Source organism: Streptomyces sp. NPDC054887 (assembly GCF_053610585.1).
In genome coordinates this window covers 91,943-111,911 of the sequence record NZ_JBSGYQ010000009.1, presented here as the reverse complement: position 1 = coordinate 111,911, position 19,969 = coordinate 91,943, and the positions used below count along the sequence as shown (strand labels likewise).

The 19,969-nt window shown below is 71.4% G+C and carries 18 protein-coding genes and 2 riboswitches; of the genes, 8 read left to right on the top strand and 10 right to left on the bottom strand.

The window, feature by feature from the left end:
- Positions 1-25: 25 nt before the first annotated feature.
- Positions 26-95: riboswitch (guanidine-III (ykkC-III) riboswitch) on the bottom strand.
- Between the two features lie 92 nt (positions 96-187).
- Complete coding sequence (locus ACWGH0_RS07640) at positions 188-523, bottom strand: GroES family chaperonin (RefSeq protein WP_028811655.1); 336 nt, start codon at positions 521-523, stop codon at positions 188-190.
- Positions 524-572: 49 nt separating this feature from the next.
- Positions 573-893, bottom strand: a complete 321-nt coding sequence (locus ACWGH0_RS07635; RefSeq protein ID WP_453403228.1) for a DUF3618 domain-containing protein — start codon at positions 891-893, stop codon at positions 573-575.
- Between the two features lie 152 nt (positions 894-1,045).
- Between ACWGH0_RS07635 and bcp the strand changes: the two genes are divergently transcribed.
- Both bcp and proP read left to right on the top strand, forming a co-directional pair.
- Entirely contained in the window at positions 1,046-1,522 is a 477-nt protein-coding gene (gene bcp / locus ACWGH0_RS07630) for a thioredoxin-dependent thiol peroxidase (protein WP_453403227.1), read from the top strand.
- Positions 1,523-1,721: 199 nt separating this feature from the next.
- The gene (gene proP / locus ACWGH0_RS07625) at positions 1,722-3,224 is read left to right on the top strand and encodes a glycine betaine/L-proline transporter ProP (RefSeq protein ID WP_453403226.1); all 1,503 of its coding nucleotides are present in this window, start codon (positions 1,722-1,724) and stop codon (positions 3,222-3,224) included.
- 1,445 nt (positions 3,225-4,669) lie between these two features.
- Here proP and ACWGH0_RS07620 read toward each other — a convergent pair.
- On the bottom strand, positions 4,670-5,245 hold the full coding sequence (locus ACWGH0_RS07620; protein WP_453403225.1) for a TerD family protein: 576 nt from the start codon (positions 5,243-5,245) through the stop codon (positions 4,670-4,672).
- Positions 5,246-5,401: 156 nt separating this feature from the next.
- On the opposite strand from ACWGH0_RS07620, the gene arfB reads away from it, so the two are divergent.
- Entirely contained in the window at positions 5,402-5,827 is a 426-nt protein-coding gene (gene arfB, locus ACWGH0_RS07615; protein WP_453403224.1) for an alternative ribosome rescue aminoacyl-tRNA hydrolase ArfB, read from the top strand.
- Between the two features lie 151 nt (positions 5,828-5,978).
- Here the strand turns inward: arfB and ACWGH0_RS07610 are convergent, their stop codons facing one another.
- Positions 5,979-6,533 carry a flavin reductase family protein gene (locus tag ACWGH0_RS07610; RefSeq protein WP_453403223.1) on the bottom strand — a complete coding sequence of 185 codons (555 nt, stop codon included), beginning with the start codon at positions 6,531-6,533 and terminating at the stop codon, positions 5,979-5,981.
- Between the two features lie 352 nt (positions 6,534-6,885).
- On the opposite strand from ACWGH0_RS07610, the gene cdgB reads away from it, so the two are divergent.
- A complete protein-coding gene (gene cdgB / locus ACWGH0_RS07605) occupies positions 6,886-8,553 on the top strand; it encodes a diguanylate cyclase CdgB (RefSeq protein WP_453403222.1) in 1,668 nt (555 codons plus the stop codon).
- A gap of 110 nt (positions 8,554-8,663) precedes the next feature.
- Positions 8,664-9,653: a carbohydrate-binding protein gene (locus ACWGH0_RS07600; protein ID WP_453403221.1), complete on the top strand. Its 990-nt coding sequence runs from the start codon at positions 8,664-8,666 to the stop codon at positions 9,651-9,653.
- A gap of 18 nt (positions 9,654-9,671) precedes the next feature.
- Here ACWGH0_RS07600 and ACWGH0_RS07595 read toward each other — a convergent pair whose 3' ends face one another.
- The 4 genes from ACWGH0_RS07595 to ACWGH0_RS07580 form a co-directional block, all read right to left on the bottom strand.
- Entirely contained in the window at positions 9,672-10,523 is an 852-nt protein-coding gene (locus tag ACWGH0_RS07595) for a class II fructose-bisphosphate aldolase (protein WP_453403220.1), read from the bottom strand.
- A gap of 34 nt (positions 10,524-10,557) precedes the next feature.
- On the bottom strand, positions 10,558-11,484 hold the full coding sequence (locus ACWGH0_RS07590; RefSeq protein ID WP_453403266.1) for a 1-phosphofructokinase family hexose kinase: 927 nt from the start codon (positions 11,482-11,484) through the stop codon (positions 10,558-10,560).
- A gap of 158 nt (positions 11,485-11,642) precedes the next feature.
- Entirely contained in the window at positions 11,643-12,788 is a 1,146-nt protein-coding gene (gene nagA, locus ACWGH0_RS07585) for an N-acetylglucosamine-6-phosphate deacetylase (protein WP_453403219.1), read from the bottom strand.
- A complete protein-coding gene (locus ACWGH0_RS07580) occupies positions 12,788-13,756 on the bottom strand; it encodes an ROK family protein (RefSeq protein ID WP_453403218.1) in 969 nt (322 codons plus the stop codon). Before ACWGH0_RS07580 ends, nagA begins: the two co-directional genes overlap by 1 nt.
- 242 nt (positions 13,757-13,998) lie before the next feature.
- Here ACWGH0_RS07580 and ACWGH0_RS07575 point away from each other — a divergent pair, with 242 nt between their 5' ends.
- From ACWGH0_RS07575 to otsB, 3 genes are all read left to right on the top strand, one after another.
- Positions 13,999-15,213, top strand: a complete 1,215-nt coding sequence (locus tag ACWGH0_RS07575; RefSeq protein WP_453403217.1) for an ABC transporter substrate-binding protein — start codon at positions 13,999-14,001, stop codon at positions 15,211-15,213.
- 28 nt (positions 15,214-15,241) lie between these two features.
- Complete coding sequence (locus tag ACWGH0_RS07570; RefSeq protein WP_453403216.1) at positions 15,242-15,517, top strand: DUF3263 domain-containing protein; 276 nt, start codon at positions 15,242-15,244, stop codon at positions 15,515-15,517.
- Between the two features lie 68 nt (positions 15,518-15,585).
- Positions 15,586-16,449, top strand: coding sequence for a trehalose-phosphatase (gene otsB, locus ACWGH0_RS07565; protein WP_453403215.1), 864 nt, complete (start codon positions 15,586-15,588; stop codon positions 16,447-16,449).
- Between the two features lie 762 nt (positions 16,450-17,211).
- Here the strand turns inward: otsB and ACWGH0_RS07560 are convergent.
- Together ACWGH0_RS07560 and ACWGH0_RS07555 are read right to left on the bottom strand one after the other, a co-directional pair.
- The gene (locus ACWGH0_RS07560; protein ID WP_453403214.1) at positions 17,212-18,606 is read right to left on the bottom strand and encodes an alpha,alpha-trehalose-phosphate synthase (UDP-forming); all 1,395 of its coding nucleotides are present in this window, start codon (positions 18,604-18,606) and stop codon (positions 17,212-17,214) included.
- A 103-nt stretch (positions 18,607-18,709) separates the two neighbouring features.
- Positions 18,710-19,660, bottom strand: coding sequence for a glucosyl-3-phosphoglycerate synthase (locus ACWGH0_RS07555; protein ID WP_453403213.1), 951 nt, complete (start codon positions 19,658-19,660; stop codon positions 18,710-18,712).
- A gap of 175 nt (positions 19,661-19,835) precedes the next feature.
- Positions 19,836-19,963: riboswitch (SAM riboswitch) on the top strand.
- Positions 19,964-19,969 lie beyond the last annotated feature (6 nt).

Sequence of the window (19,969 nt, the reverse complement as noted above, 5' to 3'; positions counted from 1 at the left end):
AAACGCGAAAACAGCGGTACATCGGGATGCGTCGTCTTTGCGTTGACAACCCGGTACGGCGCGTCTCGTCGGGGTGCTTCCCAACATAGCAAAGGGCAGCGAAAAGGACCGGCGACCCGGATCACCGGCCCTACCGGCCCTTTCCCTCCCCCGTTGTGTCGCTACAGAGGGCTACAACCGCGAACCGCTACAGATACAGGCCGGTCGAGTCCTCCGAGACCCGCTCGGAGGCCACCGCGTGCAGATCGCGCTCGCGCATCAGCACGTACGGGATGCCGCGCACCTCGACCTCCGCCCGGTCCTCCGGGTCGTACAGCACCCGGTCGCCCGGCTCCACGGTCCGTACGTTCTGGCCGACCGCGACCACTTCGGCCCAGGCCAGCCGCTTGCCGACCGCGGCGGTCGCCGGGATCAGGATGCCGCCGCCCGAGCGGCGCTCGCCTTCCGGGCTGTCCGACCTGACCAGCACCCGGTCGTGCAGCATCCGGATGGGCAGCTTGTCGTGCGTGGTGTTCTCGCTCACGCCCCGAACCTACCTGTCCCCGCGCCCGCGCCCGCCATCGGCCGCGACGTCAGCCGCGCTTGCGCCGCGTGGACAGGGCCAGCAGCCCCACGAGCCCCACAGCCACCAGCGCCACCGGAACGACCCTCTCCAGACGCGGCGAGCCGTCCTCGTCCACGAACTGCGCCTTCACGTCGGACACCGTCCGGTTCACCGCGACGAACGCCCGGCCCGCGGTCTGGTCCACGGTCGAAGCGACCCTGGCCTTCGCGTCGCCGACGATCGTCTTCGGGTGCAGCCGCACCCCGATCTCGTCGAGGGTGACCGCCAGCCGGTCACGCCGGCTCTTGATGTCCGCCTCGATCTGCGCAGGGGTCCTGGCATCCGACACTGCGCTGCCTCCGTGGTCGTGGGCCGAATCCGGTAGTCCTTCATCGACAGTCTGTCAGTTCGGCCCGTCCCCTACCCCACGGCACCCCCATTACGCTCGGGACCGTATCCGCACGACCACCCGCACCACCCCGCACGAGGAGACCGAGACCGATGAGCGAGCGACTCCAGCCCGGCGACACCGCCCCCGACTTCACCCTGCCCGACGCCGACGGAACCGAGGTCTCCCTCGCCGCCCACAAGGGCCGCAAGGTCATCGTCTACTTCTACCCCGCCGCCCTCACCCCCGGCTGCACCAAGCAGGCGTGCGACTTCACCGACAACCTGGAGCTGCTGGCGGGCGCCGGGTACGACGTCATCGGCGTGTCCCCGGACAAGCCGGAGAAGCTCGCGAAGTTCCGCGACAAGGAGGACCTCAAGGTCACGCTGGTCGGCGACCCCTCCAAGGAGGTCCTCACGGCGTACGGCGCCTTCGGCGAGAAGAAGCTGTACGGCAAGACGGTCACCGGCGTGATCCGCTCCACGATCGTCGTGGACGAGGACGGCAAGGTGGAGCGGGCCCTCTACAACGTGAAGGCGACCGGCCACGTAGCGAAGATCATCAAGGACCTGAACATCCCGGCCGCCTGACCCGGCGGAGACGTCCGGGCGGGGCGGCGTCCCCCGGCTCGTACGGCTTCGTACGGCGGCGTCCGGGGGTCAACCGGGGGCCCCAGCCCCGAGCCACTGTGACCAAGGTCCCGGAACCAGGGACCTTGGTTTGCAGCTACAAATACAAGGCAGAGGTTCCACTTGGACATGGAAACGCGTCCAAGGAAAGGAACCTGCCATGGCGGCCACCGGCCCCGGCCCCGACCACGGAGCCGATCCCGCAGCGCTCAAGCGCCACCACACCCTCTTCCGGGCCGCCAGAAGACGCAAGAACCCACCGCTGCGCCGCTCGGACATCACGATCACCGACGAGGCGGCGGTCAAGCGAGCGGTCAAGGCGGCCTCGCTCGGCAACGCCATGGAGTGGTTCGACTTCGGCATCTACAGCTACCTGGCGGTGACGATCGGCCACGTCTTCTTCCCTTCCGGGAACGACACGGCCCAGCTCCTCTCCTCCTTCGCCACCTTCGCCGTGGCATTCCTGGTACGCCCCCTCGGCGGCATGGTGTTCGGCCCCATGGGCGACCGGCTGGGCCGCAAGAAGGTCCTCGCGCTGACGATGATCCTGATGGCCGTCGGCACCTTCGCCATCGGCCTGATCCCCTCGTACGCGACGATCGGCTTCTGGGCGCCGGTCCTCCTGATCCTCTTCCGGCTCGTGCAGGGCTTCTCGACCGGCGGCGAGTATGGCGGCGCATCGACGTTCATCGCCGAGTACGCCCCCGACAAGCGCCGCGGTTTCTTCGGCAGCTTCCTCGAATTCGGCACGCTCGCCGGCTACACCGGCGCAGCCGGGCTCGTGACCGCGCTGACCGCCTGGCTCGGCTCCGACGCCATGGAGGCGTGGGGCTGGCGCATCCCGTTCCTGGTCGCCGGCCCGCTCGGCCTCGTCGGCCTCTACCTGCGGCTGCGGCTCGACGAGACCCCGGCCTTCCAGAAACTGGAGAACGGAAACGTCCGCGCGTCCGAGGCCGCCGACACGGTGGAGAGCACCACCAAGGGCGACCTCGCGAAGATCTTCCGGCAGTACTGGCCGACGCTGATCCTGTGCATCGCCCTCGTCGGCGCGTACAACGTCACCGACTACATGCTGCTCTCGTACATGCCGACGTACCTCTCCGACGAGCTCGGCTACAGCGAAACCCACGGTCTGCTGATCCTGCTCGCCACGATGGTCTGCCTGATGGCGGTCATCAGCCAGGTCGGCCGCCTGAACGACCGCTTCGGCCGCAAGCCACTGCTGATGACGGGCATGCTCGGCTTCTTCTTCCTCTCGCTCCCCTCCTTCCTCCTCATCAAGCAGGGCAGCATCCCAGCGATCACGGCGGGCATGCTGATGCTCGGCCTGTCCCTGGTGTGCCTGCTCGGCACGATGTCGGCGGCGCTCCCGGCCCTGTTCCCGACGAACGTCAGGTACGGCTCCCTGTCGGTCGGCTACAACCTCTCCGCCTCCCTCTTCGGCGGCACGACCCCCCTGGTCATCACCGGCCTCATCAGCCTCACCGGCAACAACCTCATGCCGGCGTACTACGCGATGGCGGCGGCGCTCATCGGCGTCATCGCGGTGGCCTGCATGAAGGAAACGGCCCAGCGGCCGTTGGCGGGCTCCCCGCCGTCGGTGGAAACGAAGGAGGAAGCCGCAGAACTCGTAGAGTCCCGCACGCGCGAGCCGAGCTTCTGAGGGGCGGGGTGTTGGGGGCGGGGTGGGGCGAGGGCGAACCACTCGTCGCTTCTGGGGGGTGGTTCTCGGGCCGTCCTGAGCGCTCGATGGTCGGTGGGCCGGGGTGGTGCGTCAAGGGCGCTCCTGCGTCGCGTCGCCTGCGGCGATTTCGCTGCGCTCCACCCTTGACCCACCACCCCGGCCCACCGCTGACGCTTGAACAGGGGACGGCCCAAGAAAAACGCCCGGCACGGGAGCGGGGAGGGTGGCGGGTGTGGGTTTGGTGGCTGTCGGGTGTGTGGGTGGGGTGCGCGGCCGGTTCTGGGGTGGTGCGGCCCCTGTCTCGGCGGGTGCGGCGACGGCCGCTGGTGCGACACCGCATTTCCGATCCGAGGTGAGGTCCCATGGTGGTGGGTGGCCGACCTGGGCGATGAGCGGTGACCGGTGAACGGTGACCGGTTGAGCAGCGCAGCCCGTTGCCTGGTGCCGGTAGCACGGGTCGTGCCCGTCGAGCCGGTCGGCTGGCGGGTGTTGTCCGTCGGGTTAGTGGTGCCGGTCCGTCAGCCAGTTCGCCGACACGTGTTGTCTGTCGGGGGAGCCGTGGGTGCACTTGGTGCCGCCTGCCGGGAGGGAGCGATGAAACGAAACCCGCAGATGGTGACGGCATGCAGCCCGTACGTCCCTTTCGGGGCTTAGTTCTGCGGTGCGGGGACGCCATGTGTGGAGTTCGTCCCGGGAGAACGTTCCGGTGGGTGCTGCCGCCTGTTAGGCACGTGGCGCGTGCTGGCGGGCTTACGGGTGGGTTCGTTCGTGCTCGCGCCAGCGGGCACGAACGAACCCACCCGCCCATTGGGCGTATGGGGGCGGGCCCATCACATGCGGTCACATGTGGGCCGGGATCGGGGCTTGTCCGGCACGGCTGCGACCGCCGTCGAGCCCGCTCGAAGCGTCGAACCGTCGAACCCGAACTGTCGGGCCTTCCAATCGTCCGGCCTTTGGGCGCTTAGGTGCTTGCGCCCTCGGGGGGCAGTCGTCCCCATGTTCCCGCGCACGATTAGGCCGTGCTGCCTGCCAAGTAGGCGGCTATGAGGCACGGGATGGGACGAACTCAACACTTGGCGTGTAGGAACACCACACCGGCCTCAGAAGTCACATCTGTATCGGTCTGGCTCGCCATGTGTGCGTAACGGCCCGTGGGTCGCTACCTCCCCCGCCGCCCGTCACCCCACCCCCGTCGCCCCCCACCCCCGCCCACGTGATCCCGTGGCCCGTTGCGTGCAACGCAGCAGGGCCCCGGCCGCAGCCGGGGCCCTGCTCATGGCCAACAGACCGTCGACCCGCCAGTCACCGTCAACCGCGAATCACCGTCAACCGCCCGTCAACCGTCAACCGTCAGTCAACCGTCAACCGTCAGTCGACCGTCAACGGTCAATCAGCCGTCAACTCGCCATCGGATCGGCGGTCCGTCAGACGTTTACGCCGAAGTCCGACGCGATGCCCGTGAGGCCCGACGCGTAGCCCTGGCCGACGGCGCGGAACTTCCACTCCGCGCCGTTGCGGTAGAGCTCGCCGAAGATCATCGCGGTCTCGGTCGCGGCGTCCTCGCTGAGGTCGTAACGGGCGATCTCGGCGCCGCCGGCCTGGTTGACGATGCGGATGTACGCGTTGCGCACCTGGCCGAAGTTCTGGCTGCGGGTCACCGCGTCGTAGATGGAGACCGGGAAGACGATCTTGTCGATGTCGGCCGGCAGGGCCGCCAGGTTGACGTTGATCGCCTCGTCGTCGCCCGCGCCCTCGCCACTGCGGTTGTCACCGGTGTGGACGATGGTCTGGTCCGGCGTCGCCTTGTTGTTGAAGAAGACGAAGTGTCCGTCGGAGTAGACCTTGCCGGTCTGGTTGACCGCGATCGCGGAGGCGTCGAGGTCGAAGTCGGTACCGGTGGTCGTGCGGACGTCCCAGCCGAGGCCCACGGTGACCGCGGTCAGGCCAGGGGCCTCCTTCGTAAGCGAGACGTTGCCGCCCTTGGACAGACTTACAGCCATCGGGATGTCCTCTTCCTTGAAAGTGTGCGGGCCGGTCGGACCGTGAGGTCCGAAGCTACCGTCACCCCCTCTAACGCCGACAGGCCGCTGCCGGGTTCCACTCCCCACGGGAAAAGTGCGTGACGTAACGCCCTCCGGCGCGGGATCATTGGACGCATGTCCGGGCCTCATGTCATTCGCGGTGCTGTCTCCCTGCCGGAGGCAGAGCTGACGTGGCGTTTCTCCAGGTCCTCCGGACCCGGCGGCCAGCACGTCAACACCACCGACTCCCAGGTCGAACTGCGCTTCGACCTGGCGAGGACGGAGGCGCTGCCTCCTGTGTGGAAGGAGCGCGCCCTGGAGCGGCTCTCCTCGCGGCTGGTGGGCGGCGTCATCTCCGTACGGTCGTCCGAGCACCGTTCCCAGTGGCGCAACCGCGAGACCGCTCTCGTGCGCATGGCGGCCCTGCTCGCCGAGGCGACGGCCCCGCCGCCCAAGCCGCGCAGGGCGAAGAAGATCCCCCGCGGCATCAACGAGCGGCGCCTGCGCAACAAGAAGGCGCGCAGCGAGACGAAGCGCGGCCGTTCGGGTGGTTGGGACTGAGGGTTCGGGACGGCCGTTCGCGCGGAGCTGGGTGAGGGCCTGCGGATGAGGGCCTCTGGGTAAGGGCCTCCGGGTGAGGGCCTCTGAGTGCTTCTGGGTGAGGGCTTCTGTGTGAGCGCCCCGGTGCGCGTGCACGCACGCGGCCCCGTCGTTACGACAGGTGCCGGTACCGGCCCCTGAAGTACGCCAGTGGGCCGCCGTCCGGGTTCGGGAGGGACACCTCGAGTACGCGGCCGATGACCAGGGTGTGGTCGCCCGCCTCCACCCGCTGCTCCGTCCGGCACTCCACCACCGCCAGCGCGCCCCCGATCAGCGGGGCGCCGGAGGTGGTGCCGCGGGTGTGGGGTACGTCCTGGAACAGCAGGTGGTCGCTCAGCCGGCCCTTCATGGCGAAGCGCCCGGCGATGTGCCGCTGACTGTCCGACAGGAGTGAGACGGCCCACAGCGGCTGCTCCGCGAGCAGGTCGTCCATGCGGGAGCCGTTCCGTACGCTCACCATCACCAGCGGCGGGTCAAGGGAGACCGACATGAAGGCCGTCGCCGTCATGCCGACGTCCTCGCCGCGCGCGCCGCTGTCCGGGTCGTGCGCGGTCACGAGGGTCACGCCCGCCGTGAAGCGGGACATGGCGGCCCGGAACTCTTCGCTGCTCACCCCCTCAGCATGGGGGATCGGGGCAGGGGACCGGGAGGAAGTCGTAGGGAACACGCAGCCCACGCTATGCCCGGCCCTTCGGGCGCCACCATCGGGCATGGGGACCAGTACGATCGCCATTCGGACCTAGGACTGCCGAACGACCGACGCATGGGTACCTCATGGGTGCCTACCTGCTGGCAGGCCGTCCGGATTTGCGGTTTGCGTTCAAAAAACGGATGGAGCGCTCCCACCCACCTCATGCGGCCGTTCACCCTCTGACGTGACTTGAGTCACAGAGGCGGGTAATTGCTGACCCTGTGTACCGGGTGGGCAGCTCGCTGTGATTCAGTGGCCGTGATACTGCAACAAGTGCGGCGATTGAGAATCCTGGAGTTGCTGTCGAGGTCTCGGGGAGAGCGAACACATGGAGGCCGAGTCCGAGCCCTACGTCCGCCTGGCGACGCTGCGGCAGCTGCATCAGGTCGTCGCCGACCTGAATCGGGCCACCAGCCTGGCCGACACCTTGCAGGCCGTTGCCGACGGAGTCGTCGCCGGTCTGGGGTACGAGCTGGCCTGCGTGAACCTCGTCCAGCCCGACGGTGACCTGGTCATAGCGGCCTTCGCGGGCAACCCGGCCGCCGAGGCCCTGATCACCGGCCGCGTCGGCTCCCGCGCCTCCTGGGAGCGCCGCCTGTCCATGGGCGAGGCATGGGGTGACCTGCACTTCATCCCGCACACCGAGGGCTGGGTCCTGCTCGACGACGACGTGCCGCAGTGGCACACCGAAGGTCCCGAGCCGCGTTTCGCCGACGAGTGGCATCCGCACGACCGCCTGTACGCCCCGATGTACGCGTCGGGCGGCGGCCAGGAGCTTCTCGGCGTCATCTCCGTCGACCGGCCGCGCAACGGCCGGCACCCCGGGGCCTGGGGCCAGGAGGCGCTCCAGATGTACGCGTCCCAGGCGGCCATTGCGATCAGCAACGCCCGGCTCCGCGCAAACATGCAGCGCGCGCTGGTCCGCCTGGAGCGCGAGCAGCAGGCGCTGCGCGCCAGTGAGGAATCCTTCCGTCAGGCTTTCGAATACGCCCCCAGCGGCATGGCCATCGCCGAGATGGGCGGCGACCAGCACGGCAGGCTGCTGCGGACGAACGACGCGCTGTGCCGTCTGCTGGGCCGCCCCGCCTCCGCCATGCGCCGCTACTCGTTCGCCGACCTCGTCCACCCCGAGGACATCGGCACCCTGCTGCGTACGTCGGCCGAGGGCGGCCGGGCCGAGCTGCGGCTGGCGCGCCGTGACGGGACGTACGTCTGGGTGTCGCTGCGCAACTCCGTCGTCGCGGACACCACCGACGGGCCGCGCTTCCTCCTCACCCACGTCGAGGACATCGAGGAGCGCAAGCGCCACGAGCTGCACCTGGCCCACCGCGCCTCGCACGACTCGCTCACCGGCCTGCCCAACAGCGCCGAACTGCGCTCCCGCCTCGCCGCCCGGCTGTGCCGCCGGCCGCACTCGGTGCGGGCGACGGCGGTGGAGGCGCTGGACGCGGCGTACGGCGAACCGTCCGCGGCGGCGGTGCCCGAGCACGACTTCGACTACAACCCGCACACCGACGCGGGCTCCTTCGACCACCACGTGCACATGGTCGCGCCCACCTCGGAGGGCGCGGGCCAGGGCGGCGGCGTCGACGACGGAACGAAGGGGCTCGCGGTCCTCTTCTGCGACCTGGACGGCTTCAAGTCGATCAACGACCGCTTCGGGCACCACACCGGGGACGCCGTGCTGATCGAGGTCGCCCGCCGTCTGACGACGTGCGTGCGGGACGGTGACACGGTCGCGCGACTCGGAGGTGACGAATTCGTCGTTCTCGCCGACGGTCTCGGCAGCGCGGACGCCGCCGACCTGGCCGTACGCTTGCGAAACGCCATCATTCCGCCCATCAGGGTCGACGGCAGGGCGGTCCGCGTCGGAGCGAGCTTCGGCATCGGCTGGGCGAGCTGCGGGATGTCGGCGGACGAGGTGTTGCAGTCCGCTGACCAGCGGATGTACGTGGAAAAGCGCTCCCGCGCCAAGGTTCACAGGCGCGCGGGCTGAGAGACCCCTCACTACCGCACTGTGGTCTTCGCCAAACCTTCGGGTTGCCCGTTCGGGGTAGGCTCGCCGGGTCGGCGACGGCTGGCGAACATGGTGAGGAGTGACCAGGGATGACTGCCGCGAACAACGGCACGAGCACGCCTGAGGACGACGATCCGTTCGGCTACCTCTACGAGGACGGGCAGGCGGCGGGCGCAGTCCCGCCCGGCTCGGGCGGCTACGGCTACCCGGGTCCGGCCTCGCAGCCCGGGGTGCCCAGAACGTCGTACAACCAGGTGCGTACGGTCGGCGAGCGGCAGTACGGGCAGCAGCAGCACGGCCAGTACCAGCAGCAGTACGGGCAGCAGGTGCCCCCGCAGCAGGCGTACGGCCGGCCCAACGCCCACTACGCGGCCCCCGAGACCCAGCCCGGCGGCGCGCCCACCCGGCCGGTGGCGACGCACTCGCACTCCGGCGGGGTCGGCGGGCGCGGTGGCGGCCCCAACACCAAGGGCCTGCTGATCGGCGCGCTCGCGGTCGTCGCTGTCGTCGTCATAGGCATCGGCATCGCTCTGATGACCAGTGACAACAAGGACAAGAACGTGCAGGCCGGTGACACCGGCGGCGGCGGTTCGTCGGCGGGGCAGAGCGTCAAGCCGAGTGACGGGCCGGCCAAGAAGCCGGAGAAGCCGGCGGCGGCGCTGCCCAAGAAGGACGCGGCGCTGCTCCAGCTCTCGCCCGGTCTCTCCACGGACAAGACGATCCCCGGCGCGCGGTCGTCGAGCGGCGCGTACGTGCCGCTGAACACGCCGGGCGCCTCGGCGACCTGGACGGTGAAGGTGCCGAAGGCCGGCGCGTACACGCTGTCGATCGACTACGGCGTGCCCGGCAAGGACGCGAAGACCTCGCTGACCGTCAACGGGAAGCCGCACGGCGGCGGGCTGAACATGAAGAACTTCGCCCACGCCGAGGAAGGCGCCTGGGACAAGGGCTGGACCAACACCTTCGCGTTCGTCAACCTCACCGAGGGCGAGAACACCTTCGTGATCTCCTGCGGCGAGGGCGACCAGTGCGAGGCCAACCTCGACCGGCTGGAGCTCAAGGCCGGTCACGTCCAGTGACCTCCGGCGCCTGAGCCGCTAGCGGCCCATCAGGCCCAGGAAGTGTGCCACCGTCCCGGTCATCGCCTCGCGAGCCGGGACGAGGTACTTCCTGGGGTCGACCGTCGCCGGGTGCGCGCCCAGGTACTCCCGTACCGCGCCGGTGAAGGCCGTGTTCAGGGCCGTGCCGACGTTGATCTTGACCATGCCGGCCGCGAGGGCCCGCCGGATCTCCTCGTCCGGAACGCCCGACGAGCCGTGCAGGACCAGCGGGACCGGTACGGCGTCCCGCAGGGCGGCGATCAGGCCGTGGTCGAGGGCCGCCGTCCGGTCCGTCATCGCGTGCGAGGAGCCGACGGCCACGGCGAGGGCGTCCACGCCCGTGTCGGCCACGTAGGCCGCCGCCTCCGCGGGGTCCGTCCGTACGCCGGGCGCGTGGGCGTCGAGCGGGGCCTCGCCCTCCTTGCCGCCGACCTTCCCCAGCTCCGCCTCGATCCAGATGCCGCGCTCGTGGCCCCAGCGGACCGCTTCGGCGGTGGCCTTCACGTTGTCGCCGTACGACAGCTTCGAGGCGTCGAACATGGCCGAGCTGAAGCCCGCCGGGTGCGCCGCGCGCAGCAGTTCGACCGACTCCACGTGGTCGAGGTGCAGGGCGAGCGGGGCGGAGGAGGCGCGGGCGACGGCCGTCGCCGCCGCCGCGACGGCGGTGAGGTCGCCGCCGTGGAACTTCACCGCGTTCTCGGAGATCTGGAGGACGGCCGGTGCGCCCGCCCGCTCCGCGCCGGCCGCGATCGCCTCGGCGTGCTCCAGCGTGATCACGTTGAAGGCGGCTACGCCGTGGCCCGACTCCCGGGCGGCGAGAACGAGTTCACCGGTGCTGACGAGTGGCATGCGGTCCCCAGGTGCTGGTGGTGGGAGTGCTCGGTCACGCCGCCGTGGCGTGTTCGGTGACTTCGACCCGCGCCAGCAGGTCTTCGTACGTCGTGACGTCGAACTCGCCCGCCGCGGGGGCCGCCACGGTCGCGGCCGACAGCGCCACCGCGCGCGCCAGGCGGCGGGGCCAGGGCAGTCCCTCGACCAGCCCGGAGAGCAGCCCGGCCACCGCCGAGTCGCCCGCGCCCGTCGGGTTGCCCTTCACGCGCGCGGGCGGGGCCGCCTGCCACAGGCCCTCGGGCCCGGCGGCGAGCAGGCCGTCCGGGCCGAGCGAGGCGACCACGGTGTGCGCGCCCCGGCGGCGGGCGTCGTGGGCGGCGCGCAGGGGGTCGCGGGAGCCGGTGACCTGCGCGAGTTCGTCGGCGTTGGGCTTGACGAGGTCCGGGCGGGCGGCGAGGCCCCTTCGCAGGGGCTCGCCGCTGGTGTCGAGGAGTACGGGCACGCCGGCGGCGCGGGCGCGGCGGATCAGTTCGGCGTACGCCCCGACGTGGATGCCGGGGGGCAGGCTGCCGCAGAGGGCCACCGCCCGCGCGGCGGGCAGGAGTTCGGCGTACGTGGTGAGGAAGGCGGCCCACTCCTCGGGCGTGACCGCCGGTCCCGGCTCGTTGAGCTGGGTCGTGTCGCCGCCGGCCGCGTCGACGACGGCGATGGTGCGGCGGGTGTGGCCGGCGATCGGGACGAGCCGGTCGACGGGGCCGAGGGGGGCCAGCAGGTCGCGGACCACGGCGCCGGACGGGCCGCCCGCCAAGCCGGTGACGACCGTGTCGTGGCCGAGGGCCGCCAGTACGCGGGCCACGTTGAGGCCCTTGCCGCCGGGGCGTTCGGCGACGTCGGTCACCCGGTGGGACGCGTGCGGGGTGAGGGCGGGGACGCGGTAGGTGAGGTCGAGCGCGGTGTTCAGCGTGACCGTCAGGATCACCCGTGTCACCCCCGTAGAAGACCGCCCGCAAGGCTCCGTGCCCTGGATCCGTCGGGGTGATCATGCCAAAAAGAAAGCGGTTGGCCCAGGGTCCCGGGCCAACCGCTCCGTGTCGCTTTGATATCAACTGATGGTGAAATCATCCCACTTGGGGTTACTTAGGGTTCAACCACCCAGGCGCCCCTGCGCATCACGCCCTTGAGGGTGAAGTCCGCGTCCAGCACCACCAGGTCCGCGTCCTTGCCGGGCTCCAGCGAGCCGACCCTGTCGTCGACGCCGAGCAGGCGGGCGGGGTTGGCCGAGATGGAGCGTACGACGTCCTCGACCGGGAGCCGGTCGACGGTCACGGCCCGCTTGAAGGCCGTGTCGAGCGTGAGCGTGGAGCCCGCGATCGAGCCGCCGTCGACGAGGCGCGCGACCCCGTCCCTGACCTCGACGGCGAGCGGCCCGAGGTCGTACATGCCGTCGCCGAAGCCCGCCGCGTCCATCGCGTCCGTGATGAAGGCGACCCGGTCCGGGCCCGCCCGGTGGTACGCCAGCTCCAGCGCGGCCGGGTGCAGGTGCGTGCCGTCGTTGATCAGCTCGACGGTGATCCGCTCGTCCTCCAGGAGCGCGGCGATCGGTCCCGGCGTGCGGTGCCCGAGTGCGGGCATCGCGTTGTAGAGGTGCGTGGCGACGGTCGCGCCCGCCTCGACGGCCTCGACGGTCTGCTCGTACGTCGCGTCCGTGTGGCCGATCGCGGCGATCACGCCGTGCTCGGCGAGCAGCCGTACGGAGTCGATGCCGCCGGGCAGCTCGGTCGCCAGCGTGACCATCTTCGCCGTGCCGTGCGCGGCGTCGATCAGCTTGCGCACCTCCGCCGGGTCGGGGTCGCGCAGCAGGTCCTCGCTGTGCGCGCCCTTGCGGCACGGCGAGATGAAGGGGCCCTCGAAGTGGATGCCGGCCAGGTCGCCCTGCTGGACCAGTTCGGACAGGAGCGCGGCCTGCCGGGCGAGCACGTCCATCTCGCCGGTCACGGTGGATGCGGCGATGGTGGTGGTGCCGTGCTCGCGGTGCGTCCGTACGCCCCTGAGCACGTCCTCGGCGGTGCCGGAGGTGAACGACGCCCCGCCCCCGCCGTGCACGTGCATGTCGACGAAGCCCGGCACGATCCAGTGGCCGGAGAGGTCCAGCGACGGAGCGTCCGCCGGGGCGGCGCCCGCGATGCGCTCCCCCTCGACGATGACCCGGCCGTTCTCCACCGTCCCGGTCGGCAGCACCACCCGGGCCCCGGAGAGAACCTTGCTTGCAGCGCGTCCGGCCATCAGGCGGATACCTCCGTGGCTTCTTCTGTGTGCGTGGGATCCGCAGTTTCGGTGGCGAGAAGGTCCCAGGCGAGGAGCCCCGCGCCCAGGCATCCGGCGGTGTCCCCGAGGGCCGCCGGAACGATGAGGGGCAGCTTCTGGAACGTGACGCGTTCCGCGACGGCCGCCCGCAGGGGTGTGAACAAGGTTTCCCCGGCCTCGGCGAGTCCGCCACCGATGATCAGGGTGCGCGGGTCCAGCAGGGTGAGCGCGGTGACCAGCCCGTCGGCGAGCGCGCCGACGGCGTCCAGCCAGACCTCGCGCGCCCGGGGGTCGCCCGACTCAACAGCCTTCGCGCAGTCGGCGGCGTCGGCGTCCGGGTCGCCGGAGGCGGCGGCCCAGGCGGCGGACACGGCGGACGCGGACGCCAGGCGCTCCAGGCAGCCGCGCTGGCCGCAGCCGCACACGGGGCCGCCCGGACGTACGACGATGTGCCCGATCTCGCCGGCGTAGCCGTGGGCGCCGGACTCGATCACGCCGTTGATGCCGATGGCGCCGGCGATCCCGGTCCCGAGCGGTACGAACAGGAACCGGTCCGCGCCCCGGCCCGCCCCGATCCGCCCCTCGGCCAGGCCGCCGGTGCGTACGTCGTGGCCCAGGGCCACCGGCACGCCGTGCAGCTTCTCGCTGAGCAGCGCGCGCATCGGCACGTCCCGCCAGCCCAGGTTGGCGGCGTACACCGCGATCCCGTTCTCGGCGTCGACGATGCCGGGCACGGCCACCCCGGCGGCCGAGGCGCTCTCGCCGTACCGCTCCTCGCCGTACGCGCGCAGCTCGGCGGCGAAGCCGGTGATCGTCTCGACGACGGCCCCGGGCCCCCGCTCCCTGCCGGTGGCCCGGCGGGCCTCGTGCAACAGTGCGCCGTCCGCGCCGACCAGCGCGGCCTTCATCCCGGTGCCGCCCACATCGAGGGCGATGACGTGTTTCACAAGGAACAGTCTCGCGCGTAGACCCGGGAAAGGTCTAGTCCACTCGCGTACCGTTCCGTCACCTGGTCGTCGCGCTGCGGTTGACGGGTGTTGCACAAGTGAGACCGCACTGGTGTAGACCTCGTCGCGCGCATTGGGGGAAAATCGCAGCTCATACGGATGTGTAGGGCAACGAATTCGGGTGGGAAAGAGCTGTGCACCGGCGTTTCTTGGGTCTGACCGCGACAGTGGTGGCACTGGGCATGACAGTGGCCCTGGCGGGTTGCTCCAACTCGGACGGCGGTGACGTCACGCTCAAGCTGGTCGCGGCGGACTACGACCCCGAGGGCGGCGACAGCACCAAGCTCTACTGGGACGGGGTCGCCGAAGCCTTCGAGGCCGACAACGAGGGCATCAAGGTCGACGTCACCATCTACGACTGGAAGGACGTCGACCGCGAGGTCGCCGAGATGGTGAAGGCCGGCAAGGCCCCCGACATCGCCCAGATCGGCGCGTACTCCGACTACGCGGCCGACGACAAGCTCTACTCGGTCGACGAGCTGCTCTCCATACCCGTCCAGGCCAACATGCTCGCCCCGCTGGCCGAGGCCGGCGAGGTCGGCCGGGTCTCGTACGGCCTGCCGTTCGTCGCGAGCACCCGCCTGCTCTTCTACAACGAGAAGCTCTTCACCCAGGCCGGCCTCGAACCCCCCAAGACGTGGGACGGGATCGAGACCGCGGCGAAGGCGCTCAAGGCGCGCGGCGTGAAGTACCCGTTCGCGCTGCCCCTCGGCAACGAGGAGGCGCAGGCCGAGACCATGATGTGGATGCTCAGCAACGGCGGCGGGTACACCGACTCGGTCGGCACGTACATGATCGACTCCGACCAGAACGTCGAAGCCTTCAGCTGGCTGAAGAACACCCTCGTCGGCGAGGGACTGACCGGGCCCGTCGCCCCCGGCAAGCTCGACCGCAAGCCCGCCTTCACGGCGTTCGCGAACGGCGAGGTCGGCATGCTCAACGGCCACCCCTCGCTGCTCCAGCAGGCCAAGCGCAAGGGCGTCAAGGTCGGCATGGTGCCGCTGCCCGGGCCCAAGGGCAAGGCGCCGTCGAGCATGGGCGTCGCGGACTGGATGATGGGCTTCAAGCAGAACGGCCACGCCCGTCAGATCGGCAAGTTCCTCGACTTCGCCTACAGCGACGAGAACGTCCTGAAGTTCGCCGACGAGTACGACCTGCTGCCCGTCACCGTCTCCGCCTCCGAGGCGATGGCCGACGACCCGGCGCACAAGGACCTGTGGCCCTTCCTCGAAGCGCTGCCCGGCTCGACGCTCTACCCGGTCGGCAAGACCTCGTGGGCGAAGGTCAGCGAGAGCGTCAAGAAGCAGATCGGCTCGGTCGTCGGCCCCGACGGCGACCCGGCCGGGACGCTCGGGTCGATCGGCCGCGAGGCGTCGACGCTGGAGAACGCCGAGTAGCGTTTCCGCCCCGCTCTAGACTGCTGATATGCCTTACGCCCCGGACGAGCCCGACGCGGACCGGCCCGGCACGCCCGACGCCGGGCTGTGCGAGCGGGACCGCGCCGTGCTGGGCGTCGAGCGGCGGTCGTGGCCGGGGCCGGGGGCGAAGGAGCGGGCGATCCGCGAACAGCTCGGCATCTCGCCGACGCGCTACTACCAGCTCCTCAACATCCTGCTGGACGACCCCCGCGCCCTCGCCCACGACCCCGTCACGGTCAACCGCCTGCGCCGGGTCCGCGACGCACGCCGCGAGCGCCGCTGAGGCGGTGGCCGGCGGCCCGGCCCACCGGCCCGTGCCGAGCCGGACGGCCGCCGGTAGGGTCAGGGGGCATGGGCAGCCAACCGCAACCGCACTCCTTGCCGACCCGGTTCACACCCGCGACGCCCGCCGGCCGTGACGGCCTCGCCGCGCTGCTGGCCGCGCCGGACCGGGCGCTGATCGCCATCGACTTCGACGGCACCCTCGCCGACATCGTTCCCGACCCGGCGCAGTCCCGGGCCCACCCCGGCGCGGTTCCGGCGCTCGCCGCGCTCGCGCCGAACGTCCGCTCCGTCGCCGTGATCACCGGCCGCCCGGCCGGCGTGGCGGTCCGCTACGGCGGCTTCGCCGGGGTGCCGGGCCTCGAACACCTCGTCGTACTCGGCCACTACGGCGCCGAGCGCTGGGACGCGGTCAGCGGCACCGTGCACGCCCCCGCGCCCCACCCCGGCGTCCAGGCCGCCCGCGCCGAACTCCCCGGCTTCCTCGACGGCATCGGCGCGTGGCGCGGCTCGTGGATCGAGGAGAAGGGGCAGGCCGTCGCCGTGCACACGCGCCGCGCGGAGGACCCGGTACGGGCCTTCGAGTCCCTGCGGGCGCCGCTCGGCGAACTCGCGGCCCGCCACGGCCTGATCGTCGAACCCGGCCGCCTGGTACTGGAACTGCGCCCGCCCGGCGTCGACAAGGGCGTGGCGCTCGCGGAGTACGTGCGGGAGGTCGGGGCGGAGTCGGTGCTGTACGCGGGGGACGACCTGGGCGACATCGCCGCGTTCTCGGCGGTGGAGAAGCTGCGGACGGAGGGGGTTCCGGGGCTGCTGGTGTGCAGCGGCACGGAGGTTCCGGCGCTGGCCGACCGCGCGGACCTCGTCGTGGACGGCCCCGCGGGAGTGGTCGCCCTCCTGTCCGCCCTCGCCACGACGTCCCCCCGCGACTGACCCCCGGGGCCGGCCCCCCGCTGCGCGGGGCGGCCCCCGAGGAAGGCCCCGCCCCTCCCGCTGCGCGGGGCCTTCCCCACCCCGCCCCTTCCCGAACCGGGGGCAGGCCCCCGGCCCCCGACGCCCTGCGGGCGTGTCCTCAAGCGCCGGACGGGCTGGTTGGTGCAACCCGGGTCGCGGGGCTGGCGCACGCCCCCGGCGGACCGGACTTGCCCGGTCTCGCCCCTCCACCCCGGCGGTGTACCGGGCGGCCCCGGCGCGGCCGAAGTGGTCACGGTGGCTGGTGGGGTCGTGCGGGGGCGCTCCCCGCAGGGTGTCGAACGCAACGGTGCCGAACGGTTCGCAGCGTTGGCCGAAGGTTCGGCGCCCGAGGAGACGCCCCGGCGCGGCACCGCCCCCGAAGCCGGCCCACAGACCCCGGCCCCGGCGGGGCAGGACTGGTCACGGTGGCTGGTGGGGTCGTGCGGGGGCGCTCCCCGCAGGGTGTCGAACGCAACCGTGCCGAACGGTTCGCAGCGGTGGCCGAAGGTTCGGCGCCCGAGGAGACGCCCCGGCGCGGCACCGCCCCCGAAGCCGGCCCACAGAGCGCGGCCCGGGCGGGGCAGGACTGGTCACGGTGGCTGGTGGGGTCGTGCGGGGGCGCTCAAGGTTCGGCGCCCGAGGAGACGCTCCGGCGCGGCACCGCCCCCGGAGCCCGCCTCCGGCAGGCGAGAAGCCCGGCGCCGCCGAAACCGGCACAGCGCCCCCGAAACCCCGCCCCGCCTAAGACGACGTCAGCGCGTCGAGTTGGGTCAGGAACCACGCCGTGGGGGGCAGCGCGGTGGCCGCCGCCGCCAGGCGCTTCGTGCGTTCCGCGCGTTCCGTCGGTTCCATCGTCAGCGCCTCGTGCAGCGCGTCCGCCGTGGCCGTCACGTCGTACGGGTTGACGACGATCGCGTCCGCGCCGAGCTCCTCGTACGCCCCCGCCTCCCGCGACAGCACCAGCGCGCACCCCGCGTCGGAGACGACCGGCATCTCCTTGGCCACGAGGTTCATGCCGTCCCGGATCGGGTTCACCAGCGCCACGTCGGCCATCCGGTACGCCGCCAGCGACCGCCCGAAGTCGTCGTCCAGCTCCATCAGGACGGGCTCCCAGTCGTCCGTCCCGTACTCCGCGTTGATCTCGTCCGCGAGCCGCCGCACCTGGGCCGTGTAGTCGCGGTACACCGCGAGGTCCTGCCGCGACGGGTAGGCGAACGCGATGTGCACGACGCGGCCCCGCCACTCGGGCCGGTCCGCGAGCAGCCGCCGGTACGCGAGCAGGCCGCGGACGATGTTCTTGGAGAGTTCGGTGCGGTCCACCCGGACGATCGTGCGGCGCCCGTCCCCGACCCGTTCCCGCAGCCGGACCAGCCACTCGCCGACGTCCTCCTGGTGCGCCCGCTCCCGCAGGAAGTCCGCGTCCGCGCCGAGGCCGTGCACCGAGACGGCCGTGCCGTCGAGGGCGTCCGCGCCCAGCACGTCCACCGCGCACGCGGCGAACGCGTCAGCCCAGCGCCGGGTCAGGAACGCGACCCGGTCCGCGCCGAGCAGCCCCCGCAGGAGCTGCCGCGCGATGTCGTCCGGCAGCAGGCGGAAGTAGTCGACCGGCGCCCACGGCGTGTGCGTGAAGTGGCCGATCCGCAGGTCGGGCCGCAGCTCGCCCAGCATGCCGGGCACCAGGCACAGGTGGTAGTCCTGCACCAGCACCGCCGCCCCCGGAGCGGCCTCGGCCGCCAGCGCGTCGGCGAAGGCGCGGTTGTACGTCTCGTACGCCGCCCACTGCCGCCGGAACTCCGCGTCGAAGACCGGCTCCAGCGGCGTCTGGTACAGCATGTGGTGGACGAACCACAGCACGGAGTTCGCGATGCCGTTGTACGCGTCCGCGTGCGTCCCGGCGTCGATGTCGAGCATCCGTACGCCGGCCGTGCCCGTCCCGCGCCGCACGGCCTCCCGGTCGCCGTCCCCGAGGGCCGAGCAGACCCACAGGGAGTCGGCGTCCGACCCGATGGCGGAGAGACCGGAGACGAGGCCGCCGCCGCCGCGCTTGGCGGCGAGCGTGCCGTCGTCACGGAGGGTGTACGAAACCGGGCCGCGGTTGGAAGCGACGAGAACCTGTGCAGCGCGCTCGGAGACCATGTGCCGAACCTAGCCCGTCCGGATACCCCTCAAACGTGCGTACGGCTCACACCGGCCACAGTGGCCACCACGCCACTCCCGGCACCGGGGGAGTGCGCCGCCCTCACGCCACCCGCCGCGTCGCGTACTCCGCGATCTCGCACATCGGCGGCCGCTCCTCCGTGTCGACCGGGTGCGTCCGCGGTACGAAGCCGACCCCGTCCGCGCCCCGCTCGAACTGTGTCAGCGCCGGCCGCACGATGTTGCCGCGCGAGAGGCGGAGCTGGGCCGTCCGGTAGATCGTGGCGGCCATCCGCCCGAGCGCCTGCCCGTCCTGGTGGCGGTGCTTGCGCACCCCGACGTCGACCTGGGCCAGTGCGTCGAGGCCGACCGTGTGGAGGGAGTCGACGAGGAGGCCCAGTTCCACTCCGTAACCGACCGGGAAGGGCAGGCGTTCGAGCAGCGAGCGGCGTACGGCGTACTCGCCACCCAGCGGCTGGACGAACCCGGCCAGCTGCGGCCAGTGCAGGTTGAGGATGGGACGCGCGACCAGCTCGGTGACCCGACCGCCCTGACCTGTGGCTTCGCCCAGCGGCCGGTCGTACATCGCCTTGACGAAGTGCACGTCGGGGTCGGTCAGCAGCGGCCCGACGATGCCGGACACGAAGGAGGCGGAGAAGTCCTTCAGGTCCGAGTCGATGAAGCACACGATGTCACCGTCGGTGACGAAGAGCGACCGCCACAGCACCTCGCCCTTGCCGGGCAGTGCCGGTATTCGGGTGAGTACGGCGTCGCGGTGGACGACCCGCGCGCCCGCCGCGGTCGCCACCTGGGCCGTCCGGTCCTTGGAGCCGGAGTCCAGTACGACGAGTTCGTCGACCAGCGGGACGGCCTCCATCAGTTCGTGGCGTATCGCCGCGACGATGTCGCCGACGGTCTCCTCCTCGTCCAGGGCGGGCAGCACCACGCTCACGGTGTGCCCGCGTCGCGTCTTGGCCGCCAGCAGCAGGTCCAGCGGCCGGTCTGCGGTCGACCAGGACCGCAGGTCAAGCCAGCGCTCCACCTCTTCCAGCACGGCCTTCTCCCTCGTCCGGCGAGCCTGGCGCGGCTCGTCCTGTGATCCATCTCGCGGTGCGGACGACTGTCTCAACCGTCCGGGGGTTCGGTTACAGTCTTGAACAACGCGGAGGACCCTCGCATCTCGGGGGGCCCGCGGGACAAACGCGCCGGGTCCAGATCCGGCGCCACAGCGCTCATCCAGAGGGACTGAGGGAACGGCCCGTTGAAGTCCCGGCAACCATTCCGCCGACCGCGAGGTAACGGTGGGGACGGTGCCAATTCCGTCTCACGGCGAAACGCGCCGTGGGGAAGATGAGGAGAAAGG